The organism is Colwellia sp. SU-HH01217, from assembly GCF_057543495.1.
The window spans coordinates 142,344-156,383 of record NZ_BAAJLX010000009.1; the positions used below are offsets into that span (position 1 = coordinate 142,344).

Genomic DNA, 14,040 nt, shown 5'->3' on the forward strand with positions numbered 1-14,040 from the left:
ACTCTATGAAACTATGTAAAACCATTATTGTTACTGTACTGTTCATGATGACAACGGCGGTATTCGCCCAAACCTCTGCAACTAGCGATGCTGATCTACTGCTATTTAACGGCAAAATTTATACGGTAGATAACACGCAACTTTGGGTAGAAGCCGTTGCGGTAAAAAACGGTGATATTGTCTTTACTGGTAGTTTAACCGACGCTCAAAAATGGGTTGGCAAAGAGACTAAAAAACAAGACTTAAACGGTAAAATGATGTTGCCCGGTTTTATCGACTCACATGCTCACCCTGTTATGGGAGGGGCTTATATTCGTAGCCTTTCTTTAGACAGCTTTGCGGGTCCTGAACATTGGAACAAACAAATTAAAGAATATGCACAGCAAAACCCTGATGCCAAAGTGCTTTTTGGTTATGGCTTTTTAGCGAGTGCATTTGGCCCTCAAGGTCCTACGAGCAAAATGATCGACAAAGTCGTATCAGATCGCCCTGTCTTTATTATGGATGAAGGCTTTCATGGGGCTTGGGCAAATACCAAAGCGATGCAGTTATTAGGCATTAATAAAGAGACACCAGATCCTGTTCCTGATTTTAGTTACTACAAACGTGATAAACAGGGTAATCCAACGGGCTATTTACTTGAAGCAACGGCAATGGACGGCATTGAAAAGCTCGATATTATCAATGTTAACAGTGTCGCTCTTGGTACCGCTGACGTGATTAAAATAATGAACAGCTATGGCATAACCGCAGTTTTTGATGCAGGCGCGTCAGATGTTGAATCGCTGCAAATGAAAGTGTTAGAAAAAGTAGATAGCCGTGGTGAAATGACCGTAAGAATGGTTGGTTCGCATATGATTGGTCATGCTGACAAAGCCGCTGGGGCAATTGACATTATTACTAATAAACGCAAAACCAGTAAACACGATATGTACCACATCAATACATTAAAAATAATGAATGATGGCACTATTGAAGGCAAAACTGCCGGTATGTTTGAAGACTACCAAGGCGAACCAGGCAATAAAGGTGTTACCGTATTCAGCCAAGCACAAATGAATACTTTGATCGCACAAGCAAGTAATGAAAATATTGATGTCCATATTCATGCATTAGGTGAACGTGCCATATCAGAAACCTTAAATGCCATTGAATTAGTCCGCAATGACCCGACGCAAAATAACAGCACTAGTCGCTTTGCTATTTGTCATATTCAAGTAATGACAGATAATGATATTAAACGCTTTGCGCGCTTAAATGTAATCGCCCAAAGTACGCCTTTATGGGCATCTTATGATGAATTTGGTAAAGAATTCGTTAGTGAAGATCAGTTTAACCGCTATTTTCGTTTCAATAGTTTGAACCATGCAGGCGTTAAATTATCATTTGGCAGTGACTTCCCTGCTTCAGGTGCAGGTTCGTTAGGCATGTCGCCAATTTTCAATATGGAAATAGGCCACACCCGCCAAACACCAGAACAAGCAAATGCACCGATCCAACCAGGAAAACATGAACGTTTAGATATTGCGTCGTTAATTAAAGGCTACACCTTGGGCGGCGCTTATCAAATTCATATGGATGAAAAAATTGGCTCTATTGAAGTGGGGAAAAAAGCTGATTTTGTTATTCTAGACAAAAACTTATTTGAAGTAGACCAGTATGATATCCATAACGTGAAAGTTGTTGAAACCATACTTGGCGGTAAATCTGTTTATTCACAATAATATACTCGCACTAGGTGCGCACTAACAACATCAACCTCACTAAAGCTAATGCTGTATTGCATTGGCTTTATTAACGCTATGATTAAAGTTAATGCGCTTTGTTCTGTACTGCTAGATTCTTGTTGGGTTTACGTTGAAGCCATAAGTACCCCCCAGAGATAATAAAAAAGCAGGGAAGTAAACAAATAAACAGCCACAATACTCTAACTGGCCAACCGATAAACTCTCCGATATGAAATTTATATTTAAAATGCCAAACCTTTGTCGCCATAGATGCTTTACTGGCATCATAAGCATGCAGTAATTGTCCGGTATAAGGGTTTGCCCAACTCCAGCTATAGCCATGAGTTTCGTTAGGCATTTTAATACGTAAAGCTAACGGGCTTTCACTATTTTGTGGTGGATATACTCGAAAAACTTGTCCAGTTGGTAGTGCAGCGCTTGCTGTTTCATAAGCTTTATCTAATTGAAGCGTTTTGCTTGTCTTTAACACTGGCGGTTTAAAGTCATGCTGCTCTACTTCACTAAAACTGAACCATTGTACTACCTGTTTAGTGGCATCTTGCCAAAAAAAGCCAATGCCTGAAAATGCTATAAGCAGCAGAGGTAAGCCAAAAAGTAAACCTAAAGTGCCATGTAACTGAGTTATACGTATTTTGTTTTTTGCCTGCCATCTCACTTTAAGACGTTTAATTCTATGCTTAGGCCTTAACCATAAAATTGTCCCGACCAGCACTTCAATAATTAAAATGAGACTCGCAATTGCTACCCATAACTGCATTGGCTTCTCGTCACGTTCATCAGTATAAATTAACCAACGATGCCAAGACATAATAAAGCCGTAGAATGTATCCGTGTATTGATAGCTGAGTATAATTTCTCCAGTGTAAGGGTTAACACTGAGATAATTAGTATTAACCAACCTGACTTGCCAAGGTAGCAAGCGATCGTCTTCTTGTTGAATAAATTGTATTTTTTCGTCGGTTTGTTGCTCAATTTTTGCAATAAGTTCAGCTAAAGTTAACCGGCGCGGTGCAGTATCATATTCGCTCTTTGAAAGTGACCAATATTGAGGATTAATAAAGCTTTGTATTTCTTTGCCATAGACTAAGAGAGCTCCAGAAATACTCAGATTAATTAAAAATAAACCACTGGCAAAGGCTAATATTAAATGAAGACGCCGCAGAACAAGCTTTAACAAAATAGGTTTCTCACGTTTTAAAAATAATAGTGCTTTTGTAAATACGAGTTATGTAAACTCAAAAAGCAAAGCCATACTACTGACTTTGCTTTTCATTTGAAATATCAATTCCTCTTTAGAACTGATAATCCACGCCAATATTTACTGTCGTACCTAGTCCTTTCACGTTATAACCGCTATAAGCATACGCTTGCGATTTTGCTGGGTAGTAATCTTGATTAAGCAAGTTTTCTACCCCGATAAACGCTGACCAATCTTGGTTAAAGTAATAATTACCACTAAGATTAACCACATGATAACTGTCAATTGGTGCTTTATCGCCGACATATTCTCCATTTACTGGTTCGAATTTTTTACGATCACCCACATACAAATAACTAATATTTAGGTTTGCATCATCAATTGGTTGCCAGTTTATGTTTACCGTAGCTTTAGGAGCACTAATTTGCTGAGCACCTAAATAAACATCATTGGCTGTATCCTTACCTTCTATCCAAGAATAAGTTGCAGTGATATCTAACGTATCACTCACATTATAAAAACCCACGGCTTCATAACCATATATTTCTTGTGGTGCTCTCACAGGCATATAAACACCTGTAGCTGGATCATACTGATTCGTGGTGCCTAATTCAGAAGTACTACGATAAGCTGAAAACTCAAAACGCAGTTTTTCAAACTGTGAGGTAAAACCAATTTCATAGTTATCAATAATTGAAGCTTCTGTTTGTATTAAAGCAATATCAGTAACCGTTGCTGTACGTAATAAACGGCCGATATCTGAAATATCAGATCCTTGTGAGTAACTAGCAAAAGGCTGAAAGTAGTCGGCCATGTTATAACGAATACCAACATTGTAAGTGGTTGCACGATAATTAAGAGTATCGCCGGTTACATCTACAGGTACAGAACACACATTAACCGATTTACATAATTTTAGTGTTTGATAATCATCCACACCTAAGTCTATTTCTTCACGTCGAATACCTGCTTTAACGATAAAGTCGTCGTTAAATACCCACTTAGTTTGAAAGAAGCCAGCAAGATTCTCCATATCCATTTCAGGCACCCAGATGCGGCCATCAACCATAGGTTGCGACGTAACATCGTTAAGTGCGTCAATACCATAAATAAATGTGCCTTCGATATTGTCCCATTCAACTTGACTATTAAAAGTGACACGTAATCCTTTTTTATCTGATTTAATTACCGACTGGCCTCCCCCGTATCCTTCATCTTGGTTGGCTAAAGTTAGCGAGTAAAAGAACACGTTTTCTACTTCTTGTGCGTAAGCATCAACCACTAATTGAGTATTTTCAAACAGCGCTTCATCGGTATACTTCAACATCATGTTGCTGTTATTAGGCCCTTGAGGCTCTCCAAGTGCCGAGCTACCTGCTGGCGCTTCGATCGCATATGTTTTCACACCAGTATTAACGCTACCAACGACATCAATAAGGTTGCTGTCTTGCTCAGATTTATAGTAGTTATACACAAATTGTAATGAGATATCGTCAGTAAATTGATAACCTAATTTGGTGAAATAGTTTTGCATCTTCGCATCAGACAAACCGTATTTCAGGCCAATAACATCGCCTTCGGCATCTCTTTGCAAGCCATTTTCTTCATAGCTTCCACTGGCCACATAACTAAATTTGTCAACTTGTCCGTTAATCATGCCTTCTATTCGTTGGCCGTTACTGTCTTCTAACTTTACCGCGCTAAAGCGGCTAGACAAACCAATCATTCCGCTTAACTTACTATCGTCATTCGCTTTTTTAGTAATGTAGTTAATAATACCGCCTGCGGCACCATTACCATAAATAGACGTTGCTCCTTTTATAACTTCAATACGCTCTATGGCATTGGCATCGATTGTTCTAATTCCTAATGCACCATTACGTAATGGTGTTGACTGTGGAACTCCATCAATCATCACCAGTGGAGAACGCCCACGCAAGGTTTGACTTGAGTTACTTGACGTACCTGTACTTGGCGCTAAGCCCGGCACTAAAGTCGCTAATAATGTTTGCAGCTCTGGTGATACTTTCAGTTGTGCTTCAATTTGCTGACGAGTGATAATGGTAATCGAAGCAGGGACTTCATCAATACTTTCAACAATTCGGCTACCAGTAACAACGATACGCTCTAAGCTTTGTTCGTCTGTATATTCGTTTTGCGGCAATGTTTGTGCTATGGCACTCGGCGTTAATAGCAGAGCAATTAAGGATAGTCTTGTTTTGATCATTATCGTTCCGTTTGGGGGGCATTAAAAAATTCGCACAAATGTTAATAGTAATCGTTATTATTCTCAAGTTATTTTTACTCTGTTTTTATAATGAACAAATTAATCATTGATCAAAAATGAAGTTAGCTTTTAGTGACTCGGTAATTTTTGTCTATCAAAATTCGATAAAAAAATAGCCAAGCACTGAATAATGCTTGGCTATTTTTTATACTGCTATGTAATGAAGGTTTAACTTATTAAGAGTTAAGCTTTGCCTGACGCTTACGCTCGGCAACCTCTGCTTGCCACTCGAACATATTCATTTCTATTAGTACGAATGCCACGATCCACAGAAATGCATCCCAAAATTCTAAAAAGTTACCGGTAACGCCCCAAAAAATAGCTGCAATAAGTAATACGCCATATACCGTAACTTTTACAAAGCGGTTATATTTTTCCCAAAATTTACTGGAAATATTACCGAGTTGGGTATGAACATCAATTTCTAGCATTAAAACTACAGACACCCATGCAGAAGCATTGATCACATCTACCCAAGCTAGCGCGTTAACTTCTGACAGTTTTGTTTCATTGGTAATAATTTTAAATTTTACATGAGAGAAAAACTCTGTACCTGTTGTTGATAAGGTTTTACAGGTTTCTTTGGTGAATTCGTTATACACATTAAGCGTATCCATAAAGCGCCAATCTGACGCTAAGGTACATAAATCTTTAATTTGATGAGGAGAAAATTGGGAGATTAAGCCAATTTTAGTCATGTAGCCGTAGAGTGAGTAAACAATAAAAATATAACAAAATGCTCGCACGCCATGTAACGTCCATTTCACTTTACCTTTTAAATTTTCATCGTCAATTACCGAGGTTTCTAATTCAAACAATAATAACAACACTAGCCAAGCGGCAGTATCAATGGTTGAAGAAAAGGCTTCAATAACCGAATCTAGCGTAATACCAGAAGCAAAAATAACCTTACTGGCTAACCATTCTTCACTAAAAAATAAATACACATTGATCGCTAATAACGTATAAATAAGGTATTTAAATCCTTGATAGCCCCATGAATGAAAATGTTTCATAAAGGTTTGATTCATTGTTACTTCCGCCATAATTCGGTTCTTCTCTTTGTAAAGCACAAAAACAATTAAGCCACTATAAAAGTGGCTTAATAGGAATATTTACATCAAGTTATAAAACTTTGCAGTTTCATCTAGTGTTTTAACCGCTTTTTCAATTAATTCGTCAACCTCTTCACGTGTAATAATAAGCGGTGGTGAAATAATCATCGTATCGCCACAAGGTCGCATAATTAAGCCATTCGCCATTGAATAATCACGGCAGACACCACCCGCTTTACAGTTAGGCGCTATGCGCTTGTTGGTCGTTTTATCTTTAACGAGTTCAAGACCTGCCACCATACCTAAACCGCGTGTTTCTCCAACAATTGGATGAGCAGCTAGTTCTTGCCATCTTTTTTGTAAGTAAGGAGCAATGTCATTTTTAACTCGATCAACAATGCCTTCAGACTCTAAAATTTCAATATTCTTTAATGCTACTGCGGCCGCAACAGGGTGTCCTGAATAAGTAAAACCGTGATTAAAATCACCGCCTTTTTCGATAAGGGTATCAGCCACACGATCGCCAACTATTACCCCGCCAATAGGTAAATAGCCTGATGATAATCCTTTGGCAATAGGCATTAAATCAGGTTTTAAATCATAGTACTGACTAGCAAACCATTCACCTGTTCGGCCAAACCCTGAAATCACTTCATCAACGACCAATAAAATATCGTATTTTGATAAAATGCGTTTAATTTCAGGCCAATAACTTGCCGGAGGAATAATTACGCCACCTGCCCCTTGAAAAGGTTCAGCAATAAATGCCGCTATATTGTCTTCGCCCAACTCTAAAATTTTAGCTTCTAAGCTTTGTGCTGCTTTAATACCAAAAGCTTCAGGGGTTAAGTCTCCTCCTTCCTTAAAAAAGTAAGGCTGTTCAACATGTGTAACACCTTCAATCGGTAAATCACCTTGCTCATGCATATAACCCATACCGCCTAGGCTGGCACCAACCACCGTTGAACCATGGTAAGCATTTTCTCGACTGATAAATGTTTTTTTAGTCGGTTTGCCTTTTAGATCCCAGTAACGACGTACCATTCTAAATACCGTGTCATTTGCTTCTGAGCCCGAACCAGTAAAAAATACTTTATTCATGTGCGCAGGCGCTAACGAGGTAATTTTTTCTGCCAATTTAGCAGCAGGCGCATGGGTCGTTTTAAAAAATAAGTTGTAATAAGGTAGCTCTGTCATTTGCGCTGACGCCACATCAACTAACTCTTGACGACCATAGCCGATATTGACACACCAAAGACCCGCCATACCATCGAGTAATTTATTGCCATTATCATCATAAATATAAACGCCTTTTGCTTTAGTAATAACGCGTGAGCCAATTTCAGCTAACTCTTTGTTATCGCTAAACGGCGAAAAATGATGGTTAATATCTTTGGTTTGTATGTCGTTAAAGCTGCTGGCTTTACTCGTTGAAGTAGTGCTCATCTCGCTCTCCCAATTAAACGGTCGTTAGTAAATAATGGCGTTCCCATGAGGTGACAACGCTTTTGAAATTGTTATATTCAGCTTCTCTTGTCGCCAAAAAGCCATCAACAAAGGTGTCACCTAAATATTCACGCAAGGTGTCACTACATCCCATCATCTCTATTGATGCTTCTATGTTTCTTGGCAAGTGTTCATTTGGCTCTTTATTGGCTTTATGCGTGGTTTCTGCTGACGGTGTAATTTTTTCCATCATACCGATGTAACCACAAATTAAAGTGGCTGCAATGGCTAAATAAGGATTCGCATCTGCGCCTGGTAAGCGGTTTTCAACGCGTTTAGCTATAGCTGGTGCATCTGGTACACGTAAGCCAACGGTGCGATTTTCAATACCCCAATGTAAGTTAGTAGGCGTGGCTTGATCTAATAGAAAACGACGATAAGAATTCACATTAGGCGCGTACATTGGCATCACTTGCGACGTGTATTTTTGTAAACCGCCCATATAATGATAAAAAGCTTCACTAAAGCCAGAATCACTATTTTCATCTGAAAAAATATTTGTACCACTTGCTATATCAACAATACTTTGGTGAATATGCATAGCACTGCCGGGTTGATCCGAAATCGGTTTTGCCATAAAAGTGGCGGTAACTCCGTGTTTTTCGGCTGCGGCTTTAACAGTGCGTTTAAAAACAAACACTTGATCAGCTAAGTTAAGTGGATCACCATGATTAAAATTAAACTCGAATTGAGCACGCCCTTCTTCATGAACCACAATATCAAGTTCTAAACCTTGTTCGCCTGCCCACAAATAAATATCTTTTAATAGCGGATCAAATTCACTAATCGCATCGATACCAAAAGATTGACGACCAATTTCTGCCCGACCCGATTTACCTAATGGTGCTTCTAGTGGTTGGTTGGTATCAATATTGGTTTTCGTTAAATACAACTCCATTTCAGGGGCTACCACTGCTTTCCAACCTTTGTCTGCGTACAGCGCGATAACTTTTCTTAATAAATGGCGAGGCGAGAGTTCAATGCCATTATTTTCATTATCAACGCAGTCATGAATAATCATTGCAGTCGGCTCATCTGCCCAAGGCAGCATGTAACACGCATTAGCATCTGGTTGTAAAATCATATCAATATCGCGTTCATCCGCTAAAGTGTATAAGTACTTTCCTGCGGCAAGATCACCAGTAGCACCTTGTAAAAGAATCGTTTCACCTAAACGACAGCCACCATCTTCAATAAATTTATCAACAGGAAAAACTTTACCGCGGGCAATGCCGGTATGGTCGCCAATTAAACTTTGTACATGTTTAACCTTGTGCTCTTTTAACCAAGCACTGATATTTTTCATTGAATTACTCATGACTTTCTCTCGTTTGTTGTTTTGCTAAACATGCCTGACCAAATGCATGAAATAATTTTGTACTATGAGGATTATTATGAATTTGCCATTCTGGATGCCACTGAACAGCCATTGCGAATGTTGTTGCGTTAACAACAGAAAAAGCTTCGATTAAGCCATCTTCTGCAACCGCTTCTATTAATAAATTTCCCGCAAGACGATCAACGCCCTGAGTATGTAGTGAATTAACTTCAATACTACTTTCATTTAGTATTTCAGCTAATTTACCGTTAGACGTTAACTTAACTTTATGACTATCTGCATATTGTTTTTCTAACGGTAAGTTTTTATTTTCACGGTGTTCAAAAAATTGACCATGCTGATGAAGCGCTTGATGCAAACTGCCACCAAATGCGACATTCATTTCTTGAAACCCTCTGCATATGCCCAATACAGGTATGCCCATTTCTACAGCCAACCTTGCTAAAGGCAAACTGGTGTTATCTCTTGCTGTATCAAGTTGCGTACCAGTAAGCGCTTCTTGTTGATATTCCTGAGGATCCACCATTGAATAACCGCCCGTTAGTAAAACGCCATCAACCATGGTCATTAATTGTTCAATGGTGTTGTCGTCTGCTAACGCCGGAATAAGTATGGGTAAACAATGACTGCCTGAAATAATTGCTTGAAGATATTTATCACCTGCGATGTGAAATGGATGTGGTCCGATAATATCTCGGTCACAAATAACGCCAACAACGGGTAACTTAGCTTGATTCATAAAACGCTCATTATTCATTTTCCACAAGATAAAACATCAAGTGTTCGATTTAACAAACAGTAGCACACTAAAATAATGAACGTCTATTAAAATTTAATACATTATTAATTTTGCCTAACAAAAAAGACTAAAGAACCATTAACAAAGAGGTTCAAAGCACAAAAACCAATAATTAATTAGCGTTCACTCGCAAAACAGTTAAATATATTGAACAGGAGCAGAAGGAAGTTTGATTGAAATAGTTTACAAAAAAGGATGGAGAGTTAATGAGAATCAGCTGATAAAACTAATAGGTGAACTCAAATGGCAAATAGCCATTTGAGTTCAGGTAAAACACTTAACTGCGCTTATTGTTTATCAAAAGCATATTCTTTTGGCGGATTAGCACCCATTAGGTGTTTAACAAAATAGTCCCAACGCTTGCGCATCATATATGCTTCACGAGCAAAGCCGTGTCGACGATTAGGTAGCATTAACAAGTCAAAATCTTTATTCGCTGCGATTAACGCATCAACCACGACTAAAGTATTGTTAGGTGGTACATTATCGTCCAATGTGCCGTGAGCTAATAATAATTTACCTTTAAGACTCCCCACCAATAACTGATTCGCTTGGTTGTCGTAATTAGTGCTACCGTCTTTATTAGTTACCAATAACCCTTGCCACTTTTCACCCCATGGATCAGCATACAGGCGGTTATCATGATTACCAGCACCAGAAACGGCCACTTTATAGAAATCAGGGTATTTTAAAATTGCATTAGTTGATGCAAACCCACCACCCGAATGCCCCCAAATACCGACACGATTAAGATCTAGCCATGAGTATTTCTTTGCAAGTTGTTCTATGGCAGATTTTTGATCAGGTACGCCACTGTCGCCCATATTGCCATAATAAAACTCATGGAAGCTTTTAGAACGCATAGGTGTTCCTAGAGCGTCAATCTCGATTAAAATAAAACCAAGCTCCGCCATCGCTTGTTTATCACCACGAGAAGCTGAAAAAGAGCGACTACCAATGCTGCCCGTTTGTGGACCGGGATATAAGTAATTAATAATCGGATAAGATTTAGTGGCATCAAAATTACTCGGTTTGTACATCAAGCCATGAATATCAAACTTGCCATTTCTATCTTTAACAACAAACGATTCAGGCGCTCGCCAACCATTAGCCACTAATGCTGAGATGTCGGATTTTTCAAGCGCCAAAGCTAATTCGCCGTTGAAACGTTTTATTTGCGAAACTTCAGGTGTGGAAGGTGTTGAAAAGCGATCTAAGAAATAATCACCCTTTTCACTCAAGGTAATTTTATGATTGGCTTGTTCAGACGTAAGTAACGTTAGGTTGCTACCATCGAAGTTAACCGAATATAGGTATTGAAAGTAAGGGTCCCCTGCTTCTCGTCCAGCGCCAGTAAAATATAAAACACGTTGTGCTTTGTCTATTTTAACGACTTGTAATACATTCCAATCACCTTGTGTAACAGTATGCTTAAGCTTGGCGGTTGTTAGATCGTAAAGGTATAAATGCCCCCAATCTGAACGTTGAGAAAACCATAAAATTTCATTCGACTCAGGCAAGTACTGCCAATTAACTTTTCCAGTGCCCGACTCAAAAAAGGTGCGCGCTTTTTCGTCCATAATCGTTTTAACATTGCCGGTTCTCGTATTAGCAATACGTAAAGTCGCTTGTTTATGATCACGCGACACCGAAACAAAGGCTAACGACTTACTATTTTCACTCCACTGCACATCGAGAAACTTGCCTCGGCTATAAATATGATCGGTAATAGTTGAACGTTGTGCATCCGGTGACATTTTTAATCGAGTCACTTTTTTTGCCGCGACATCAATAATAACCCGTTGCACAGTAAAAATAGCTTTATCACCCGGTAATGAATACTTCCATGAATCCAGTTCAGGGTGGCCGACTTTAGTGCTCACTAAATGCATGTCGCCCACTTTTCTTGAATCGTGCTGAAAAGTCGCTATTTTTTTAGAGTCTGGAGACCATAACAAGACAGGTGTTTTACTTCTAACCCAGCCAGCATTATTCGTTGCATAACCAAAATGTTGAATACCATCGGTAGTTAATTGTGTTTCTACCAATGTTTCTGTGTCGCGTACCCAAAGGTTAAACTCCCGAATAAATGCTGATTGTGTGCCATCTGGCGATAACACTTCATTTTTGTAATCAGGCTTCTTTGCCTCTACGCCACATTGTTTTAACGTTAACTCACAGTTATAAGACTTGTCTGCTACTTTGAATGTAATAACAGAATAATCATCATTAAACTGATATTGAGTAAAGGGTAAGTTTTCTCCAAGATACTTCTGTTTATCAGACGATAAAGCATCGGCAATTGCCTTATGATCAAACGCTGGTTTTTTAGTCCCTGACTTCATATCGGCAATAATAAATTGATGCCCGTTTTCAGTAGGCACACGATACGACATACGGTTGTTGTCTAACCACTTTGGCGATTCAACTGTACCAAAAACAAGCGAGGACGTAGTGGCGCGTAATTGCTTTTCTGCGCGTTGATAATCAACTTTTGTTAAGTTTTCAAGTGGTGCAGCGACATGGTTTTTAGTTAGGCTAGTTGCAGAGCCTGTATTATCAGTGCTACCACACCCAGAAGTTAATAAACCTGCTGCAAACATGGCACTGATCACAAGTGATTTTGTTGACATATTTTTCTGCCTAGCTTTTTGCATATGCGTTTCCATAATAGTGTTTTTGAAAAGAGAAATAATTACCACGATACAGGCGATGAATTGATTCAACTTTCCACCTGTTTTGTATGTTACAAAAATAACATAGTTTTGAATTTGGACGAAGTATCAATACGTCAAGCGGTTAAATATATGCGGTAAGGTTATCTTTAAGGGAGTTTTATAAAAAGGTTTATGTTAAAAATGACAAACAGATAACAATTGGTTATTCACGAAAAACTACCTGTTATATTAATTATAAACCTATCAATAAAATTGAGTTGTTACAGTTTAGAGCCTTTATATTTCCGAAGCTCTAAACATGTGAGAGTAACTTTTCAGAGCTATCAAGTCATAGTAACAAACCACCATTACAAGTAGATTCTGAAATAAATCTGGAAAGGTTTTCATTATAAGGCTTATGAGCCTTCTCCAGAAAAGTAGCTATTTTACGCTATTTTCTCTAAATATTAGTTTTTTGATAATACCATTTTCCAGAAAATAACCACCACTTAGAGCTGTATTTCTAGCTCCTCGTTAGATCTATTATTGAATGACATCCAACTCAATTATACCATCAAATCATTGTAAATTGCTATTCACCGTACTGTTATAAGCCTCTACTTGCCCTAATTTTTGTAATGAAGCATTATGTGTTTAGTTGATTTATTACAGGGACATTCTCCGCCTATTAATTAAGTAGATACCCTATAGGTGCAGGATGTGTCAGATGGATTTTTTAAGACATTATCAGAATATAAAGCCAGAATATCTAGGTATCAGAGCCTCCAATACTGGCGATGATTTTCATGAGTGGTGGGCACTTCGTTTATCATTACACTTACTAGAACCAGACACATCATTAACTGCTGTAACAGTTGAAGGTATAAATCTTGATGATAAAAATAAGCAGGAGTTAACAGAGTGGGACTCTGTTGATTGTGGCTTATTCTATGGTGGTCATACAGTATAGCAAGCTGAAAAAGTTATCATTGAGCTGTTAAAGTATTCTTCATCAACACCTGAAAAGAACTGGACAGTTTCGCAGCTAACAAGCTCAAAGTCGAAATCTTCAAATAACAGCATTATCAAAGGTGAACGGTATAATTTAACTAGAGACTTCGTTAGAAGTATTATTACTTAAAATAACGAGGTCAAAATACCAAAGAAAATATTATCAGCAGAATTTAAACGTGAATGTGCAAAGTTAGTTATCAGTCATGGATATAAACATCGTGATGAAACCACGGCAAAGGATGTTAGTTTATCTTCAATGCAACGCTTATCGTAAAGAACAAATGGACTTCCCAGACTTTGCTAGACACCAAATGAGTTATATTGTAACTTCAACTAGAGGTGTTTATGAGCAAAGGCAAACGGTATACCCAAGAATTTAAAATAGAAGCAGTAAAACAAATCACTGAGCGTGGTTATTCAGTTGCTGAAGTTTCGGG

The 14,040-nt window shown here is 38.4% G+C and carries 10 protein-coding genes; 3 read left to right on the plus strand and 7 right to left on the minus strand.

From position 1 onward, the window contains the following. The first annotated feature begins 5 nt into the window (after positions 1 to 5). Positions 6 to 1,724: an amidohydrolase gene (locus AC27G3_RS12480; RefSeq protein ID WP_487122001.1), complete on the plus strand. Its 1,719-nt coding sequence runs from the start codon at positions 6 to 8 to the stop codon at positions 1,722 to 1,724. 88 nt (positions 1,725 to 1,812) lie between these two features. On the opposite strand, the gene AC27G3_RS12485 is transcribed toward AC27G3_RS12480, so the two are convergent. From AC27G3_RS12485 to AC27G3_RS12515, 7 genes are all read right to left on the minus strand, one after another. Beyond that, the gene (locus AC27G3_RS12485; RefSeq protein ID WP_487122002.1) at positions 1,813 to 2,925 is read right to left on the minus strand and encodes a PepSY-associated TM helix domain-containing protein; all 1,113 of its coding nucleotides are present in this window, start codon (positions 2,923 to 2,925) and stop codon (positions 1,813 to 1,815) included. 115 nt (positions 2,926 to 3,040) lie between these two features. Continuing rightward, the gene (locus AC27G3_RS12490) at positions 3,041 to 5,173 is read right to left on the minus strand and encodes a TonB-dependent receptor (protein WP_487122003.1); all 2,133 of its coding nucleotides are present in this window, start codon (positions 5,171 to 5,173) and stop codon (positions 3,041 to 3,043) included. Positions 5,174 to 5,409: 236 nt separating this feature from the next. Further along, positions 5,410 to 6,264, minus strand: a complete 855-nt coding sequence (locus AC27G3_RS12495; RefSeq protein ID WP_487122005.1) for a hypothetical protein — start codon at positions 6,262 to 6,264, stop codon at positions 5,410 to 5,412. An 84-nt stretch (positions 6,265 to 6,348) separates the two neighbouring features. Further along, positions 6,349 to 7,734, minus strand: coding sequence for an aspartate aminotransferase family protein (locus tag AC27G3_RS12500; protein WP_487122007.1), 1,386 nt, complete (start codon positions 7,732 to 7,734; stop codon positions 6,349 to 6,351). Between the two features lie 13 nt (positions 7,735 to 7,747). Continuing rightward, positions 7,748 to 9,100 (minus strand): glutamine synthetase family protein, encoded by a 1,353-nt coding sequence (locus AC27G3_RS12505; RefSeq protein ID WP_487122022.1) that lies wholly within the window; start codon positions 9,098 to 9,100, stop codon positions 7,748 to 7,750. A gap of 4 nt (positions 9,101 to 9,104) precedes the next feature. Continuing rightward, entirely contained in the window at positions 9,105 to 9,872 is a 768-nt protein-coding gene (locus AC27G3_RS12510; protein WP_487122008.1) for a gamma-glutamyl-gamma-aminobutyrate hydrolase family protein, read from the minus strand. A gap of 347 nt (positions 9,873 to 10,219) precedes the next feature. Beyond that, on the minus strand, positions 10,220 to 12,565 hold the full coding sequence (locus tag AC27G3_RS12515; RefSeq protein ID WP_487122010.1) for a S9 family peptidase: 2,346 nt from the start codon (positions 12,563 to 12,565) through the stop codon (positions 10,220 to 10,222). 751 nt (positions 12,566 to 13,316) lie between these two features. Between AC27G3_RS12515 and AC27G3_RS12520 the strand changes: the two genes are divergently transcribed. Next, positions 13,317 to 13,559, plus strand: a complete 243-nt coding sequence (locus AC27G3_RS12520; protein ID WP_487122012.1) for a hypothetical protein — start codon at positions 13,317 to 13,319, stop codon at positions 13,557 to 13,559. Positions 13,560 to 13,948: 389 nt separating this feature from the next. Continuing rightward, positions 13,949 to 14,040 (plus strand): transposase (locus AC27G3_RS12525; protein ID WP_487122024.1); only part of this gene is annotated, 92 nt, incomplete at its 3' end.